We start from the raw sequence: 16,269 nt of genomic DNA, 5'->3' as shown, positions 1-16,269 counted from the left end.
GTTGACCCCCTACTTCCCTTTAAAGACTGGCTTGCGCTTTTCCATAAAGGCCTGCATGCCTTCTTTCTGGTCTTCGGATGCAAACAGCAGGTAAAAATTTTTCCGTTCAAACTGCATCCCTTCATAGATGCTGATATCCAGAGCCTTGTAGACACTTTCTTTAATGAGCCGCACAGCGAGCGGCGCTTTTTCAGCGATCTTGCCTGCAAATGCCAGCGTTTCTTCGAGCAGGAGCTCAGGCGCGATCACCCGGTTGATCAGATTCAGCCTCAGTGCTTCTTCAGCGGAAATCATCTCGCCGCTCCAGATCATCTCGAGTGCCTTCGTCTTGCCGGCAGCCTTTGTCAGCCGCTGTGTTCCGCCTGCACCTGGCATCACCCCAAGATTCACTTCAGGAAATCCGAATTTTGCTGTTTCAGAGGCAAAAAGCAGATCACAGGCAAGTGCAAGCTCGAAGCCTCCGCCAAGAGCAAAGCCGTTAACAGCTGCAATAATCGGCTTCTTTACTGCGGTGATTCTGTCCCAATCTGCAAACTGATTGAGAAGCTCCATCCCCACTGCATCCTCATCAGCCATTTCCTCAATATCTGCGCCTGCCGCAAAAGCTCTGCCGTTTCCGGTCAAGACGATCACGCGGATTTCTTCATCCCTGTCGTACTCCTCAAAGGTCTGCACAATCTCAGAAATCAGCTGCCTGTTCAGTGCATTCAGCACATTCGGCCTGTTCAGCCTGATTAGCCCGACAGGACCTTTTCTTTCCTTTTCAAGAAATAAGAGATTATCCATTATGCTCTTCACCGAAGAAGAAGGTGACGAGGTTTCCTGCAAATTTCATAACATCCTTTCCAGATGCTTTTGATTCGTCTGTTTTAGAAGCTTCTTTAAATGCCTGCTTGTTTTCATAGAACATTTCACACATAAGATAATAGTCGCTCTCACCCATTGGAGAACCGGTGATTTTTGTGATCTTCACATCCTGCAGTCCTGGGATTTTCTGTGTCAGAGGGATATGGGTATTGAAGTAGTACTCATCAAACTTTTCTGTGTCTTCCGGTTTCTTGAACAGCGCGATCATCTTGAACATGCTCATCTCTCCCATTACATTAAATTTGATATTGGTTTCATTGCTTCAAACGGATTCTTGCAGGACTTGCAATATAAAATGCTCCTGCAGGCTGCAGGACCAAATATATTCTCCATTGTGGTGTACTTGGAACCGCAGTACGGACAGTCCACCGTCCACTTGCCATCCTCTGTAAATTCCGGCGGAGGGGCAATGCCGAACTCCTTCAGCTTTTCTCTTCCTTCCGGCGTTACCCTGTCAGAGGTCCATGGCGGGTCATAGATGAACACCGCTTCCGCCCGCTCCACTTCAGGAAGCAGAAGTACAGCGCTTTCAATATTCTTCTTGATGATTTCCAAAGCAGGACAGCCCATGAAGGTCGGCAGCAGCTTCATCATCGCTGCGCCTTCTTTAAATACTATTTCTTCTACCATGCCAAGCTCCAGCACACTGACAGAGTCAATTTCCGGATCCTTGACTGTCTGAAGCACTTCCCTGATTTTACTTTCCATTTCTCTTGCTGCTGTTTCAGCCATCTTCAGATCCCCTTTACAAATTACCAAACGGCAGAAGGACTGCTTCGGTACACCTCTGTCAGCGTCAGCAGCGCTTCATCCAGATCCTTTGTATGCTCGCCGATGCGGCCGTTGCCTGATTGCATGCCGCAGGGAATTGGCATCGGATGCCGGACCGCTTCAAGAACAGGCTGAATTCTGGCATAAAACCGCTGCTTCAAAAGCTCTTCCCCTTCAATCAGGCCATGTTTTGCCATTTCATCTCCGAGACTGCCAAGCGTGAGCACTCCTTCGAAATCCTTCCAGACCTTTTGAATACCAGCGCTCATCCTCGTTCTTGCTTCTCCTTCGCTCAGAGTCAGCTGTGTGAACCACGTTTCCCAGTGCATCAGGTGATAATAGAGCTCCATATTGATTTTGACCGCCGCGTTTGACAGCGGTTCATAGGAGGACTGCTTCAGCGACTCCAGCTTGATTTTTTTATGGAGCGCATAAAAATAGTTTCTGACAACAGCGAATGCCCAGTCGTATCGCGGCTCCTCCAAATAGGTGCCAGTGCCGTTTGCTTCCTCCAGAATGACGGCATTTTTCCGGTGCTCTGCTTTTCTTTCATGAGCAAGCGCGTCGCTGTTACCGGCGCCAAGCTCTTCCAGCAGCTGATAATAGATCGCCGCGTGCCCCATTGTATCCTGGCTGATGGAGGAAAAGGCGACATCCTCTTCAATATGAGGAGCAAGGCCTAGCCATTCTGAGCCTCTGTACGCAAGGATAAAATCGTCGTCTGCCAGCTGAAGAAGAAGCTCTAGCAGCGCTGTATAATAAGGTTTGTTTTCTTTAGCCGTTTCTGCTGTGATCTTTGTCATCATGCTTTTCCTCACCCCAGGACAAAATCTCTTTTTCATCAAGCATCTGCTGTTCGTAAGCGCGCCATTTTTTCTTCAAATAGCCGTAGCCTTTTGTTGTGCGGTAATCCTTGTTGTCGAGCCTTGCAAGAGATTCCCGCTCTTCCTCTGTCATCTTTCGGATATCTGTCCGCTTCACCACCCAAATATCTGCCGCAGGCTCTCTTCTCATGAAGTTTTCCTGTGCCATGACAAGCGCCAGCTCATGGTTCGGAGCAAGAAGGCTGAACTGATACTGCATGGGAGCTGTGTTCGTCCTTTTGCTGAAGACTTCAAATACTTCAAAAAATTCCGTCTTTTTCACTTGGTTTTCTTCCATTACCACAACCCCTTACTGTGCAGCCTGCTGGCTTTTCATGCTGAGCGCGTCCAGTACCCAACGATTGTTTTCATAGGACAGCTTTCTGAGTCTTAAGCGGGCTTCGGATTTCGGCCCTTTGTTTTTAACGATGTTTTTAAAATCATTCCAGTCTGGCTGCTGGTACACCCACTGTTCTTTCTCTTTGTCGTAATGCATCGTTTCATCCGGCAGCTTTAACCCGAGGGAAAGCAGACGCGGGATATATTTGCTGAAAAAATCCTGGCGCAGCTGTTCGTTTGTTTTTGTCCGGATTTTATATTTAATCGTCGTATCCTGCTTTGATGAACCGGTTGTTTCTGCTCCTGCCGGTCCGAAAAACATTAAGAGGGCCGGCCACCAGCGGTCAATCGCATCTTGAATCATCGCTCTCTGTTCCTCGTTTCCTTCTGCGAGTGCGAGAATAATAGATTCGCCGTGCTGGGCATGAAAAACTTCTTCCGCGCAAATCCGCTGCAGGGCTCTTGCATATGGACCGTAAGAAGCACCAAGCATGTTCGTCTGTGAAATAATCGCCGCACCGTCCACAAGCCATCCGATCAGCCCTGCATCTCCCCATGTCGGAGCTTCCATATGAAACACATTATGAAACTTCAAATCTCCGCTGAACAAATCTTCCATAATGTTCTCGCGCGTCTTGCCGAGCGGTGCCATTAAATCTTCCGCTACCCTCAGCAGCAGCTGGCCGTGCCCCATTTCGTCCTGCACCTTTGCCATAATGCCGAGCTTTCTTCTTAAGGTTGGCGCCTTCGGAACCCACTCTTTCTCTGGAAGCGCTCCCATTATTTCGCTGATGCCATGCATGGAAATAAGTTTGATGAGCGTCATCCTGTAGTCATCCGGCATCCAGTCATCGGCCTCAATTTTCTCGCCTGCCTGGATCCGTTCCATAAACAATTCGTATTTTTCCTGATCATTCCGCTGATGCTGAACAGACATTGCAGCCACAAGTCAGCCCTCCATTATTATGACGTTTATATAACGTTATTATATTTTATCATCATATACTATTCAAGTTTTTTCTGGCCCGCTACTTGGATGCCGTCTCTGTTCTGGCATCAATGAGCCTGACAGCCTTTCCTTCTGATCGCGGGATGGATTTCGGGGCAAGGAGTTCGACTTTTACTGAAATAAGGCACGCTGATTTAATGTGATGCAGTACTTCCTTCGCTAAAAGCCGGATTCTCTCATCCTGCAGATTGCGGTTCACTTCTTCATGAAACGGCTCTGCCAGCTCGACCTTCAGTGTAATCTCATCAAGGTGTCCCCGCTTTGAGAGCAGCAGCTGATAGTGCGGTGACACTTGTTTTACCTTCATCAGGCAATGCTCAATTTCCGAAGGGAAAACATTCACACCGCGAATAATGAGCATGTCATCAATCCTGCCTTTTATGCGCGACATTCTCACTGTCGTTCTTCCGCACCGGCACTTTTCCCTTGTAATGGAAGCAATGTCGCCTGTTCTGTATCTGAGAACAGGAATGGCCTCTTTTTTCAGGCTCGTAAAAACGAGTTCCCCGTATTCTCCGTCAGGAAGCGGCTCAAGGGTGTTCGGATCAATAACTTCTACAAGAAAATGGTCCTCAGCAATATGAAGGCCATCCTGCGCTTCATGGCATTCGGCAGCAACTCCTGGACCAATTACTTCACTTAAGCCGTAAATATCACAGGCTTTAATATTGAAAAGATCTTCAAGGATGTTCCTCAATTCCTCTGACCAGGGCTCCGCTCCGAAAATGCCGTACCCGATGCTTGTTTTCCGCGGATCTTTTCCAAGCTCAAGCATTCTCTCAGCAAGGTTCAGCGCATAAGACGGCGTGCAGCAAAGCACATCAGGCTGCAAATCCTCCATCAGCATAATCTGTCTGTCTGTGTTGCCTGCAGACACCGGTACAACTGTCATTCCGAGCCTTTCACCGCCGCCGTGCAAACCGAGTCCTCCGGTAAAGAGCCCATAACCATACGCATTATGCAGGGTATGGCCTTTCTCTCCGCCTGCCGCCGCGATCGCTCTTGCCGTAATGTCTGCCCATTGCTTCAGGTCATTTTCCGTATAGCCGATCACCGTAGGCTTTCCGCTCGTCCCGCTTGATGCATGAATTCTCGCGAGCTTGCTTTTCTCTGCTGCAAACAGGCCGAATGGATAGTGGCTGCGCAAGTCTTTTTTTACGGTAAACGGGAGTTTCTGAACGTCGACAAAGTGTGCGATGCTTTCTTCATTTACTCCCCTTGCCTCAAGCTGCTCTTTGTAAAACGGCACGTTCTCCATCACGCGCCTGACTGTGTTTTTTAACCCCTGAAGCTGCTGCTTTTCGATTTCTTCCCGCTCTGCCGTTTCAACCCGATGGAGTATCACCCTTCACCCTCCGTTTCTTTATTAAGCGCTTACATAACCATTTAACAAATATGACGTTAAAATATCGTTACCTGATTTTAACGTCATAAATCTAGTTTTAGAATAACTGCTTTAATGCGTTACTGTCAATCGGTCTATTCATTCTTTCTTTTTCTTTTTCAATATTCGTTTAAGACTGCCTGTTCTAGTGGGAAATAACATATAGAAGAGCAGATTAGGAGGGCAAAAGATGGAATTGAGGAGAAAAAAAGAATTTGCTTTAGGACTTATTGGCAGTATTTTGGGCTTTCTTGGCTCATTCCTTTCTCTCTATAGAGGCAGTTTAAACGCAGGTTTCCATTCGGATGATTCTGGCGGATTTTTTGTGCTTGGCTGGGTTGCTGTTATTTTATCCATATTAGGAGTTGTCGGCTCTGTTGTTGTCAGAGGGAACGCCAAGCCTGGGGCAATTTGTATGCTGATTTCAGCTGTGGGCGGAGTGATCTGCATCAGCCTTCATTATGCTCCTGCAGCTATATTGCTTGCTGCAGCAGGGTTAATGGGGCTTTTCAAAAAAAACAAGGGTGAGAATGTCAGCGCCTAGCCTTGAAACACATTGAGACTTATCCAATTGGTTTAGCGCCTTGCCTTTAGGAAAACTCCTAACTGACTCTCTATTAGGAGTAGATTGTATTAATAGAAGGCACTGTTGAAGGAAAGGTATATGAAGACTCATCAGTTCAGTTCCATATGAAAATACTTATGTTCCAGAGAAAGTATAAGGCTAGAAAGACCCGGTATATAATCGGGTCTTTTTTAGGTCATTATTAGTCGACAATTTTCTCGAAAACTTTCATATAAAGGAAATACTTTCAAATTACAGACAACTATAACACTATCAAACAGCAGGTTAAAGTGCCCATAAAACAATTACTTCAGCATCTAATTTCCCATTTCATAAAAATCATAAAAAAATAGCTTTGTCATTCTCTCCCTTGATGATATGATATCTCTGTTTACAACAGTATTAAAAATATTACATTAATATTACAGAGGGGTTATCTATTGAAAAAGATCAGTGCCATTTTATTATCTATTTTCACATTTGTTTTTGTTATTGCTCTATCTGATGCCAAAGCATCTGCTGCTTCGGAGCCATTTTTTGCAAGAACTCTCTCAGCAGAAAACATTTATAAAGGCGCAACGGTTAAATACGCAGTTGCAGGTACAGCTAAAGCAAGCGACGAACTTCTTATCCTTTCATCCTTTCAGAACAGCGGCGGTGAGAGCTGGTACCGCGTCCGTTCCAAAACGGTGACCGGCTGGGTCCCATCAAGCAAACTGAAAGTTTACGGCATTAACGCACTAGAAGTTACTTCTTCTGGTAAAAGCACCGTTATCCTTAAAGGGGCAGATGCTGCTTCATACAGTCCTGCCGGCACACTTTCTTCTTTTGAAACAGCGTTTGTCATCGGCTCTTTTGTGAACAAAAAGGGTGAAAAGTGGGTACGTGTGACAAACTTTTTGATAGAGGGCATTGAAACCGGCTGGGTTAAGCTTGATGATCTCAAGCCATCTGCAGCCAAAACATCCATCAGCACGAAGATTATTTATGGCGGGGCACCTCTTGGCGTGTCAGCAACTGCTAAATTGGATGATGCGAAAGACTATGTGAAATACGGCAATGCTGTAAAAATTATTGGCGGATATGATTCAGAAGAGAGTGATTTCCCGAGTGTGAGAATTGCATACGGTAAAAACTTCTCCAAAACCGGCTGGATCGGCTATGTTTTTACACAGGATGCATACGCTGATGCGATTGGCGAGTCAGTTGCAGTGCCGGCAGGTTCTGTACTGAAATCCAGTGCCACAGACAATTCCCGCACGGTTGCTTCCTTTAAAAAGGATACTATCATCACTATTCACGATATGTATTTCACTGTTTCGGACTTTTGGTTCCAGGTCAGCACCTCTTCTGGTGTTAAGGGCTGGCTGAAAGCTCCGGGAGAATAATCAATAAAACAGGGAGGCGCTTTGCGCCTCCCTGTTTCTGTTTATGTTCCAAGCTCCCATTTCCTTAGATGAAATGAAGCTCCGCCATCTGCCTCAAAAGAAATAGCTTCATTTTCAGGAGAGGGAAAATACCGCAATGTGAAGACTTCCTCTCCGCCGTTTACGAAAATCTCCGCTGAAGAAGTGTCCAAAAACAGATGAAGCTTTTCCAGCTTTTCAAGTAAACAGCTGCGGGTTTCAGGCTGGCCATCTTTAAAATCCGGGCGTTCCACTTGAAGCGTTCCCTCAGTTACATTAAATTTCAGAAAAGCATGTTCTCTTAAAGAGATCGTCAGTGAATTTCCGTCAAGTCTAATATCCTCTAAAAGGATTTCCGCCCGCACGCATGCTGCATCAGAAAGGGTTGCTTTCTCAGCTTCAATCCTTACTTCTTTCTTCATTTCATTTCTTCGAAGGGCTCTCAGCTCTTCAACTGGTGTTTGGATCAGTTTTCCGCCTTTTACATGCAGCTCTCTTGGAAGCGTTAATGCATGGATCCAATGATAGGAGACGGTTGGCTGATAAGGCTCCTGCTCATCTGTCATCCCCATCCAGGCAAACAAAATCCGTCTTCCTTTATGGTCATGCATCGTCTGCGGCGCATAAAAGTCAAAACCTCTGTCTAATTCTGCGAATGCCCCATGTGCAAAGGATTCTTTTTTCTCATCCAGCTGACCGATGAAATAGCCTGATTGAAAGAGGTTCTGATACTGGAAGCCCTCCGGTTTCAGTCCTTGAGGCGAGATAAGAAGGATCTCCTTTCCATCTAACGGAAATAAATCAGGACACTCCCACATATATCCGAAATCACCAAGTCCGTTCATTCCTGACCCGGCAATTTTTCCGATATGTTTCCAATTTTCCAGATCTCTTGATGAGAACAATACGGCAGCGCCTTTCTTTTCAAGCGTTTGAGCGCCTAAGACCATGTACCATTTATCTTCTTTTTTCCATACTTTAGGGTCGCGAAAATGAGCTGTATATTCCTCCGGCAGATTGATGACTGGCCCTTTTTTTTCAAAATGAATGCCATCTTCAGAAACAGCCATGCATTGATAGGTTTCCCGCTCTCCTGCTTCGTTTTTAACGTTTCCTGTATAAAACAGATAAAGCCTGCCGTCATTGACAATCGCACTGCCTGAGTAGCATCCATTCTTCTCATAAGGCTCACTCGGCGTGAGGGCGATCGGAAGCTCTTCCCAATTTACTAAATCTGGTGATGCCATATGAGCCCAGTATTTTGCGCCATGATTTGTTTCATAAGGATTCCATTGGTAAAACACATGATACTGGCCTTTGAAATAAACAAGGCCGTTCGGGTCATTCAATAGACCTGATGGAGGCTGGATATGAAAGGATAGACGGTAAGGATCTTCATTCACCGCTGCCTGGTTTTCTTCTGCTGCTCTGTTTGCGCGTTCTGCTAGATGATTGTGTTTCAAAACCATTCTCCTTTATCCTTATTTAATCTTTTGCTTCAACATCTTCCTTCAGTTTATCTGAATACCCGAACATCCATGTCAAAACAAAGGCAACGGCAATAGCGACCAGATTGACAAGCAAATACAGCAAAATCTGACCGTTAAGATACAAAAGGGCTCCCGGAATAACCGTAATCGACATTCCAGTTGCTTTTAGACCGAAAAGCGATGCCAGAAATCCCCCCACAGCGCCGCCTGCCATGCCTGCTATAAAAGGTTTTCCATAGCGGAGATTTACCCCAAAAATGGCTGGCTCTGTGATCCCAAGCAGTGCAGAGAACGAAGACGGCAAGGCAAGAGCCTTTAATTTCTTTGATTTGGTTTTCAGGCCGACTGCCAGTGCTGCTCCGCCCTGAGCTGCTACTGAACATGTCACTATGGCGTTATAAGGGTTAAAGCCATATTTGCCGAGAAGCTGAATCTCCAGCATGTTAAAAATGTGATGAACTCCTGTAATAACAATGAGCTGGTTCAATCCGCCGATAATCAGCCCGCTTATTCCAAACGGAATGTTGAGAACCGCAATCGTACCGCTCAAAATATAATTTTCGAGACCATGGAAAATCGGGCCGATCAAAAATAAAGCAAGAGTAATCATGATCAGCAGCGTCAGAAACGGTGTGATGATTAAATCAAGTGCTTCAGGAACGCGCTTTCGGATAAACCGCTCCACTTTTGCTCCAAGAATCCCGGCGATAAAAGCCGGAAGGACTGATCCCTGATAGCCGACTACCGGAATAAAGCCCATGAACATCAGTGGCTTAACCTCGCCGCCAGCTACTCCCCATGCATTCGGCAAGCTCGGACTTACAAGCATCAGCCCGAGCACAAGACCGATAATCGGACTTCCGCCAAAAACCCTGAACGTTGACCAGGCGACAAGCGCTGGAAGAAAGACAAAAGCAGTATCTGTTAAGATTTCTGTAAACAATAGAAAGTTTTGAGGAACATGATCTGGCGTGAGTCCAAACAGCTTTAATATTTGCTCCTGCATAACAAGGCCGCGCACTCCCATAAACAAACCAGTCGCCACTAAAGCTGGAATAATCGGTACAAAGACGTCACCAAAAGATCTGATTGCACGCTGCATCCATGACCCGCTTTTAGCAGCTTCTTTTTTCTGCTCTGATTTCGTTGAGCCTTCGATCCCAAGACCAATGACTTCCTCATAAATTCTGTTAACAGTTCCTGTTCCAAAAATGATCTGGTACTGACCGGAGTTAAAAAAAGCTCCTTTTACTTTATCCGCTTCTTCCACTCGTTTCTGGTCAATTTTCTCTTTATCATGCACCATCACTCTGAGCCTTGTTGCACAGTGCGCCACTGATGCAATGTTATCCCTGCCGCCGACCGCATCGATGATTTTCTGTGCGATTTCCCTGTTTTCCGCCATCTCCTTCACCCCTGTTTCAAATTTGTGGAATCGATTCCACATCTAAAAAAATATTTTTTCTAAAGGCTGAAAATTTTCACGAGTGTAATTGTAACCGATTTCAAACAGTGTGGAATCGGTTACACAACCCATTATATACTCTCTCTTATGAAAAGTCGATAATGCAAGTGGATAATTTTTTCCTTTTTTGTCTCATTCTTAATTTCCTGCAGAATAAGGCCTGCGGCTTCTTCTCCTGCTTTTTCGTAGCAAAAGTCCACTGTTGTCAGGGAAGGAGTAATGTATTCGGACATTTCAGAAGAACCCATTCCAGCTATGGCTACATCCCCGGGGACGCTGAGACCAGCCGATTTTAAGTAATTCATAGCACCGACAGCAAGCCTGTCGGTTACAGCAATAACAGCTGTAGGCTTCTTTTCAGACAGTGTGAGCATCCTTTCCGCTGCATCACGTCCTGAGACTGCATCAAAATCCGCAGTCTGTACCCAGTTCTCTTCTATTGGCAAACCCAGATTTTTCATCATGGTAAGATATCCTTTTTTTCTTAAATAACCGACTGCCTCGTCCTTTTCATCCACTCCGATAAAGCCAATCTGCTTATGGCCTTTTTCAATCATCAGTGACAAAAGGTCTTTTGTTACCTGTTCATCATCATATACAGCTGAGCAGATGCCAGGCAGCGTCTGGCCGACTGCTGCAAATGGAAGATCAAGTGACTGAATGGTTTGAATCAGTTTTTCGCTTGTATTTGTCGCAGACAGGATGATGCCGTCGACATTTCGGCTCTTCAGCAGCTTCAAATATTCTATTTCTTTTTCTTCGTTCAAGTTCGTCGCTGCCAATAGAATTTGATAGCCATCCTTCGCAAGCCTCTCATCAATTCCCCTGACAAGCCTGCTTGATGTCTCAGTGCTGATCTTCGGCAGGATCACGCCTACTACTTTCGTTTTTTTCGTACGGAGCGCCTTGGCATTCTCGCTTGGTATATATCCTGTCTCCTCAATAACCGCCAGAACCCTTGAACGGGCTTCATCGCTGACATATCCGGAATTGTTTAATACTCTTGATACCGTTGTTCTGGAAACATTGGCTCTTTCGGCAATCATCTTAATCGTTATCATGGAAGACCTCCCGATCACTCTTTCTGCTAAAACGTATTCTACTAGAAATTGGGACAGTTGAGAAGGAGAGTGTTTTAGGGGCTGTAATTATAAAAAAGGAAGCCGCATATAAAATGATCAGCACCATGTCAGGGCCTATTATGTTGGTGATTCTCCAGATCCCTGTGATCTTAGGTAAAATCCATTTCCTCCGTTACGTTATTTTCTCCTGTTGTCTCCTTCTTCCTCTTCTCTCTTTTCCAGCCGGAATTCTTCGGGGGATTGGCCTGTTATATGGTCGAAAGGAGTGTAGGAATTGGCAGGATATTTCTTTTTTCGCAATGCTTTAAATAGAATCAGTGCGATGAGAGCCGCGACAGCAAGCATAACAGCTGCAGCTATGATACTTCCAAAGTCCATTTGGCTCCCTCCTTTTTTTTACAATTATACCGTAATTTCAAAAAGGCTTCCTCATGCAAAAGGTTTATTCTTCTTGTAAAACGTGAATGGAACAGCAAATGGTTAGGAGGAAAAGACGTATGTTTCAAATCATTCCAAGCAGAGATTCTTCTGTTATTGCACTAGAAGTGAAAGGCGAAGCAACAGGGGCTGACGCAAAGGTCGTTGACCAATTCGCAGAAGAACATTACGGGCAGAATGACAAATTCAGTGTGTTTGCGGTGATTCACGAAATGAAAGGCGTTACCCTTGAAGGCTTGCTAAAGGGAATGAAAACAGACGCCAAAAGATGGAACCAGTTCAGAAAATTTGCCGTAGTCAGTGATAAAAACTGGATTGAAACCTCTGCAAAAGCAGCAGCGGTACTTCCTGGAATTGAAGTGAAGGTGTTTGAAAAAAACCAGACAGATGAAGCCTGGGATTGGCTGAAAAAGTAGAAAAGAGTTTCCTCCGTTTGGAAGGAAACTCTTTTTTTAATAGGCTTTCCCGACTGGTTTTACCGGCCAGAACAGTGCCCTGTTTTGTTCGGCATAGTGAAACAGCGGCACTTCTTTGCAGAGTGAGCGGTAAGGAAGAGGAAGTAAATTATGCGTCTGAACAGCAGCTTCAGCCTCACGGACCTGCCATGGCTTATGAGGGATGCCAACCTGGATCAGCAGCCTTCCCAATGGTGACCAAGCGTAATACCTTTCTAGCAGCCATGACTCAAGGCTGCCTTTTTCAGGCTGATACATCTTGCCCTTTGGACGCCACTGCCCTTCAAATAATGCCCCAGACCTTCCTCTGCGTTTGCTGTAATACTGAAAAGCCTGATCCTCAAAAGACATGTTCATTTTTGCATAATAATAAGGCAGCGAAGTCATCCTTGCGCCTGCTGCATCCAAAATTTTATTGGCATCAAAACTGAAAAAATATAAGCCTGGAACTCCTTGCCGCTTTACATAGCTGCGCACTTTAAGCTCTAGGTAATCGCCAAGATAGGGAACAGGATGACTGCCGAACCGCATGTCCCTAATCAAAAAGGGAATGATCGTGATCCATGCTGTGCCTTTGAATGTGTCAATCTGCAGTGAGGCCGGAATCAGGTCTCTTAATGCTTCTGGCTGGACGCGCAGATGCATAAACAGCAGATGCTCCCAGCTTTGCGCCATCACCCATGGACCTTTCGGGACAGGTGTATTGCGGTGATTTACGGTTTGCAGTATGTCTTCAAACATTTAGCCTGCCTCCTCGTGCAGCTTGCTATTACTACAGTTGCCATATAAAAGCTGGGCTTAAACCTCTTATTGAATTTTGTGCAGATTGCATATCTATCTCAAACATTTCCCAAAAAATTAAATAAGATATAGCATGACTGAAAAAGTCAAATTATCGAGAAAAGCAGTGGTGAATAATGACAATTCAAAACTTGATTGTGAATGGCGGCTTTGAAACAGGGACTCTGGCTCCCTGGATCCCTGTCAACAGTTCCATCACAAGCCAATTTTCCCATTCTGGAAATTTCTCTGCGCGCCTGACTGGAGGAAATGTTCTATCTTATATCACACAAGTGGTGCCAATCTCTGGTGGGCAGAGCTTTGAACTGATCTTCTCTCTATCAAAGGCGGGGGCTCTTCCAGCCGGCCCCGTCCAAGCTCAGGTGCAGTTTTTGGATAATCTCGGCAATCTTCTCTCCTCTGGTCTATTCGTCTCTCTACCACCTAATCGGATTCCGGCCGCAGGCAGTGATACATGGCTTGAAATTTATCAAACTACTAGTATAGCTCCTCCAAATGCTGCTCAAGCCTTTGTTCTCATTAATAATCTGCCACAAGCTGGTACAGCGGACATTCTTGTGGACGATGTTGCTTTTTTGGTTTCTGAAGGGGGAGGGACTGGGGTTACGGGACCGACTGGAGTTACTGGGAATACCGGAGCTACGGGGGTTACTGGAGCTACTGGATACACGGGGACTACTGGGAATACCGGTGGCACAGGGGCTACTGGAGCTACTGGTTTGACTGGAAGTACAGGGGCCACTGGCACTGCTGGAAGCACGGGAACTACTGGAGACACTGGGGCTGCTGGAGCTACTGGTTTGACTGGAAGTACAGGGGCCACTGGCGCTACTGGAAGCACGGGAACTGCTGGAGTTACTGGGGCTACCGGGGCTACGGGGGCTACTGGAGCTACTGGAGCTACTGGGACTACCGGAGACACTGGCGCTACAGGAGGCACAGGGGCTACTGGTACAGCACTTCCGTTGGCTGTGAACCGAATTTATGTTGCCAATGGAGGAAGCAATAATCTATCTGTCATAAACGGAGTAACCAACACTATTATTGCAACCATCACCGTAGGTACTTTTCCGTTTGGAGTGGCTGTCAACCGATTTACAAATCGAATTTACGCAGTAAATACGGCAAGCGCAAGCAATAATGTCAGCGTCATTGACGGAGCTACAAACACCGTTATTGCAACGGTTTCAATTGGAAATAATTCTGATACAATTGATGTCAATCCTGTTTTAAATCAGATTTATACTTCGAGTGAATCAAGTAACACTGTCTCAATTATTGATGGAGGCACCAATACTTTACTGGAAACAGTACCAGTAGGAGCTTTTCCTACAGACGTAAGAAGCAATCCATTTACAAGCAAAATTTATGCGGCAAACGCTGGAAGCAGCAATGTTTCGGTAATTGATGCCCAAACATTCAGTGTCATAGCCACAATACCTGTTACCTTTCCATTTAAAATTGGGATCAATACTGAAACAAACCGAATTTACATCTCTTCAAGGAGCACCCAACTCATTTCAGTAGTAGACGGAGTGTCTAATACAGTGATTGCAACGGTTCCAATTGGAATCACACCTTCCCAAGTTGATGTAAATCCTAATACAAACACTATTTATGCTGTTAACACCGGCCAAAACAATGTATCTGTTATAAATGGAGAGACGAACACAACTATCGCAACAATACCTGTTGGAAATTCACCTTTTGGGGTCAGGGTGAATTCACAAACAAATACAATCTATGTTTCAAATCAAGATGACTTTACTGTATCTGTTATCAGCGGCAATACCAATTCCGCCGTGGCAACCATTTCAGTTGGTGCCTCTCCAAAAGGCATTGGAATTAATCCTTAATTGCAAGGGTAAAGCATAGAAGACGCTATTGTCCTCTGTGTTTTTTATGTAAGAAAGGCAAAGCCTGTGGCTTTGCCTTTTATTTCTTTAGCTTTCAGCCTATTCAGCAGAAATCTGCCATGTAACGCCGTATTGGTCTTTCACCTGGCCATAGGCAGGACTCCAGAATGTCTCCTGCATTTCCATAATAACCTCGCCGCCATCTTTCAGTTTATCAAATGTGTCTCTTGCTTTTTGAGGGTCGTCGATGATAAGAGCAATGGTTACTTGATCGCCTGTTTGATAAGGCATTCCAGGGAACGTATCGGAGAGCATCAGGTCAGTGTCCCCTACTTTCATTTGAGCATTCATAATGCAGTTTTTCGCTTCTTCTGGAGTAGGGTGCTCAGGGTTAGAGGGCATGTCGCCATACGTCTGAACGGCCTGTACTTTCGCATCCAATGCCTGCTCATAGAATTTGATTGCTTCTTGACCATTTCCATTCATCACTAAATACGGATACATTTTCATCATGCTCGGCACCTCATTTTAGTTTATTCGAACAATTGTTCTACTTTATTTTAATAGGTTTCATATACTGGAGCAACATGAAATCGTTCCCTGTTTATGAAAAATATTATTTCATATAAGAGGAAACTTTTTCCATAAAAATTCGTCTTTAATTATAAAAGCTCTCATTATCAGGAGTGGTGAAATGTTTAAAAAACGGAGTACCTTCTTTTTGCTGGTGGTCCTTTTAACAGGCTGCGGTAATCTAAACAGCCACAGCAGCATCATTGACTGGGTTGATTTTATTAAGTGGGATGGCAAGGACTATGCGGGAATTGATTCTGGTGTTTTAGCCGACCCAAGCTTTATTGGCGAAAAAGTCGGCATGGTCAAATTTAAAGTGGATGGAAATGTAACAGATTCCACTTACAAAACACGGAACGGTGATGCGGCTTTTCATGAAAAAGGAACCGCTATTTACAAGCTCAAGGGACAGGAGGATTTACTTGCTGTAAAGAATTCCCGGTCAATCAATGGCTACGAAGTGTACTTTACAACTGAAAATGCCCGCTATCACTGGCGCTATAAGGATATGCCGGCCGCTAAAGTGAAAAAAATCGAAATATATCAGGCATACACAGCAGATGGGACTAAGCTGCTGAACACCATTACAAACAAAAGCAAGGTGATACGTTTCCTTCAGCTGCTGGAGAAGGGAAAAACAGCACCGAATTTCCAGCCTGACACAAAAAAAGGAGACCCTCTTTATTACGAGATGACTTTTTATACTGGTGAACCTGTGGCGTATAAATACTCACTCTTATACGATGGCAAGACGTATTTTTGGTACCCGGATGATACAGCAGTCTTATCGCAGGAAATAAAAGATTTTATTCCCTAAATGCGGATGCTGTCGCATCCTCCTTCCTTTCACTCACTTTGTCGATGCGCGGGTTAAAAAGAAAAGGTTGTATATATTTCTCGGGAAA

18 protein-coding genes are annotated in these 16,269 nt (G+C 45.1%); 5 read left to right on the top strand and 13 right to left on the bottom strand.

All coding sequences use genetic code 11. The annotated features are described in order from the left end of the window. Positions 1-9: 9 nt before the first annotated feature. From LRR81_RS19640 to LRR81_RS19610, 7 genes are all read right to left on the bottom strand, one after another. Positions 10-786, bottom strand: a complete 777-nt coding sequence (locus LRR81_RS19640; RefSeq protein WP_231791111.1) for an enoyl-CoA hydratase-related protein — start codon at positions 784-786, stop codon at positions 10-12. Next, a complete protein-coding gene (locus LRR81_RS19635; protein WP_231791110.1) occupies positions 779-1,084 on the bottom strand; it encodes an EthD family reductase in 306 nt (101 codons plus the stop codon). Before LRR81_RS19635 ends, LRR81_RS19640 begins: the two co-directional genes overlap by 8 nt. A gap of 14 nt (positions 1,085-1,098) precedes the next feature. Beyond that, positions 1,099-1,599 (bottom strand): 1,2-phenylacetyl-CoA epoxidase subunit PaaD, encoded by a 501-nt coding sequence (gene paaD / locus LRR81_RS19630; RefSeq protein ID WP_231791109.1) that lies wholly within the window; start codon positions 1,597-1,599, stop codon positions 1,099-1,101. Positions 1,600-1,619: 20 nt separating this feature from the next. Then, positions 1,620-2,441, bottom strand: a complete 822-nt coding sequence (gene paaC / locus LRR81_RS19625; protein WP_408631633.1) for a 1,2-phenylacetyl-CoA epoxidase subunit PaaC — start codon at positions 2,439-2,441, stop codon at positions 1,620-1,622. Then, a complete protein-coding gene (gene paaB / locus LRR81_RS19620; RefSeq protein ID WP_231791107.1) occupies positions 2,413-2,799 on the bottom strand; it encodes a 1,2-phenylacetyl-CoA epoxidase subunit PaaB in 387 nt (128 codons plus the stop codon). The genes paaC and paaB overlap by 29 nt, the downstream gene beginning before the upstream one ends. Before the next feature lie 12 nt (positions 2,800-2,811). Beyond that, positions 2,812-3,777: a 1,2-phenylacetyl-CoA epoxidase subunit PaaA gene (gene paaA / locus LRR81_RS19615; protein ID WP_231791136.1), complete on the bottom strand. Its 966-nt coding sequence runs from the start codon at positions 3,775-3,777 to the stop codon at positions 2,812-2,814. Between the two features lie 91 nt (positions 3,778-3,868). Next, positions 3,869-5,194: a phenylacetate--CoA ligase family protein gene (locus tag LRR81_RS19610; RefSeq protein ID WP_231791106.1), complete on the bottom strand. Its 1,326-nt coding sequence runs from the start codon at positions 5,192-5,194 to the stop codon at positions 3,869-3,871. A gap of 229 nt (positions 5,195-5,423) precedes the next feature. Between LRR81_RS19610 and LRR81_RS19605 the strand changes: the two genes are divergently transcribed. Then, entirely contained in the window at positions 5,424-5,777 is a 354-nt protein-coding gene (locus LRR81_RS19605; protein ID WP_331716362.1) for a DUF4064 domain-containing protein, read from the top strand. A gap of 461 nt (positions 5,778-6,238) precedes the next feature. Further along, complete coding sequence (locus LRR81_RS19600) at positions 6,239-7,186, top strand: SH3 domain-containing protein (protein ID WP_231791105.1); 948 nt, start codon at positions 6,239-6,241, stop codon at positions 7,184-7,186. 41 nt (positions 7,187-7,227) lie between these two features. Here the strand turns inward: LRR81_RS19600 and LRR81_RS19595 are convergent, their stop codons facing one another. From LRR81_RS19595 to LRR81_RS19580, 4 genes are all read right to left on the bottom strand, one after another. Further along, positions 7,228-8,673, bottom strand: coding sequence for a glycoside hydrolase family 32 protein (locus LRR81_RS19595; RefSeq protein ID WP_408631630.1), 1,446 nt, complete (start codon positions 8,671-8,673; stop codon positions 7,228-7,230). 16 nt (positions 8,674-8,689) lie between these two features. After that, complete coding sequence (locus tag LRR81_RS19590; RefSeq protein WP_231791103.1) at positions 8,690-10,099, bottom strand: sucrose-specific PTS transporter subunit IIBC; 1,410 nt, start codon at positions 10,097-10,099, stop codon at positions 8,690-8,692. A gap of 131 nt (positions 10,100-10,230) precedes the next feature. After that, a complete protein-coding gene (locus LRR81_RS19585) occupies positions 10,231-11,220 on the bottom strand; it encodes a LacI family DNA-binding transcriptional regulator (RefSeq protein ID WP_231791102.1) in 990 nt (329 codons plus the stop codon). A 198-nt stretch (positions 11,221-11,418) separates the two neighbouring features. Then, positions 11,419-11,619, bottom strand: a complete 201-nt coding sequence (locus tag LRR81_RS19580; protein ID WP_231791101.1) for a DUF3951 domain-containing protein — start codon at positions 11,617-11,619, stop codon at positions 11,419-11,421. A gap of 119 nt (positions 11,620-11,738) precedes the next feature. Between LRR81_RS19580 and LRR81_RS19575 the strand changes: the two genes are divergently transcribed. Further along, positions 11,739-12,095, top strand: coding sequence for a SpoIIAA family protein (locus LRR81_RS19575; protein WP_231791100.1), 357 nt, complete (start codon positions 11,739-11,741; stop codon positions 12,093-12,095). Between the two features lie 36 nt (positions 12,096-12,131). On the opposite strand, the gene LRR81_RS19570 is transcribed toward LRR81_RS19575, so the two are convergent. Further along, positions 12,132-12,875: a YqjF family protein gene (locus tag LRR81_RS19570; protein ID WP_231791099.1), complete on the bottom strand. Its 744-nt coding sequence runs from the start codon at positions 12,873-12,875 to the stop codon at positions 12,132-12,134. Between the two features lie 176 nt (positions 12,876-13,051). Between LRR81_RS19570 and LRR81_RS19565 the strand changes: the two genes are divergently transcribed. Then, complete coding sequence (locus LRR81_RS19565; RefSeq protein ID WP_231791098.1) at positions 13,052-14,791, top strand: NTTRR-F1 domain; 1,740 nt, start codon at positions 13,052-13,054, stop codon at positions 14,789-14,791. A 99-nt stretch (positions 14,792-14,890) separates the two neighbouring features. Here the strand turns inward: LRR81_RS19565 and LRR81_RS19560 are convergent, their stop codons facing one another. Continuing rightward, positions 14,891-15,304, bottom strand: a complete 414-nt coding sequence (locus LRR81_RS19560; RefSeq protein WP_231791097.1) for a VOC family protein — start codon at positions 15,302-15,304, stop codon at positions 14,891-14,893. 181 nt (positions 15,305-15,485) lie between these two features. Here LRR81_RS19560 and LRR81_RS19555 point away from each other — a divergent pair, with 181 nt between their 5' ends. After that, positions 15,486-16,181: a hypothetical protein gene (locus LRR81_RS19555; protein WP_231791096.1), complete on the top strand. Its 696-nt coding sequence runs from the start codon at positions 15,486-15,488 to the stop codon at positions 16,179-16,181. Positions 16,182-16,269: the final 88 nt, after the last annotated feature.

This window comes from Metabacillus kandeliae (genome assembly GCF_021166585.1).
Classification (GTDB): Bacteria; Bacillota; Bacilli; order Bacillales; family Bacillaceae; genus Metabacillus_B; species Metabacillus_B kandeliae.
Note: the sequence above shows the minus strand (reverse complement) of the source record. Positions and strands in the feature narration are given on the sequence as shown.

Excerpts from the sequence above, each read along its gene's own strand:
- LRR81_RS19575 (WP_231791100.1), top strand. The coding sequence starts at position 11,739 with ATGTTTCAAATCATTCCAAGCAGAGATTCTTCTGTTATTGCACTAGAA.
- paaB (WP_231791107.1), bottom strand. The coding sequence starts at position 2,799 with ATGGAAGAAAACCAAGTGAAAAAGACGGAATTTTTTGAAGTATTTGAA.
- LRR81_RS19605 (WP_331716362.1), top strand. The coding sequence starts at position 5,424 with ATGGAATTGAGGAGAAAAAAAGAATTTGCTTTAGGACTTATTGGCAGT.
- LRR81_RS19590 (WP_231791103.1), bottom strand. The coding sequence starts at position 10,099 with ATGGCGGAAAACAGGGAAATCGCACAGAAAATCATCGATGCGGTCGGC.
- paaC (WP_408631633.1), bottom strand. The coding sequence starts at position 2,441 with ATGACAAAGATCACAGCAGAAACGGCTAAAGAAAACAAACCTTATTAT.
- LRR81_RS19595 (WP_408631630.1), bottom strand. The coding sequence starts at position 8,673 with ATGGTTTTGAAACACAATCATCTAGCAGAACGCGCAAACAGAGCAGCA.
- LRR81_RS19585 (WP_231791102.1), bottom strand. The coding sequence starts at position 11,220 with ATGATAACGATTAAGATGATTGCCGAAAGAGCCAATGTTTCCAGAACA.
- LRR81_RS19570 (WP_231791099.1), bottom strand. The coding sequence starts at position 12,875 with ATGTTTGAAGACATACTGCAAACCGTAAATCACCGCAATACACCTGTC.
- LRR81_RS19635 (WP_231791110.1), bottom strand. The coding sequence starts at position 1,084 with ATGTTCAAGATGATCGCGCTGTTCAAGAAACCGGAAGACACAGAAAAG.
- LRR81_RS19580 (WP_231791101.1), bottom strand. The coding sequence starts at position 11,619 with ATGGACTTTGGAAGTATCATAGCTGCAGCTGTTATGCTTGCTGTCGCG.
- paaA (WP_231791136.1), bottom strand. The coding sequence starts at position 3,777 with ATGTCTGTTCAGCATCAGCGGAATGATCAGGAAAAATACGAATTGTTT.
- LRR81_RS19560 (WP_231791097.1), bottom strand. The coding sequence starts at position 15,304 with ATGATGAAAATGTATCCGTATTTAGTGATGAATGGAAATGGTCAAGAA.
- LRR81_RS19555 (WP_231791096.1), top strand. The coding sequence starts at position 15,486 with ATGTTTAAAAAACGGAGTACCTTCTTTTTGCTGGTGGTCCTTTTAACA.
- LRR81_RS19565 (WP_231791098.1), top strand. The coding sequence starts at position 13,052 with ATGACAATTCAAAACTTGATTGTGAATGGCGGCTTTGAAACAGGGACT.
- LRR81_RS19640 (WP_231791111.1), bottom strand. The coding sequence starts at position 786 with ATGGATAATCTCTTATTTCTTGAAAAGGAAAGAAAAGGTCCTGTCGGG.
- paaD (WP_231791109.1), bottom strand. The coding sequence starts at position 1,599 with ATGGCTGAAACAGCAGCAAGAGAAATGGAAAGTAAAATCAGGGAAGTG.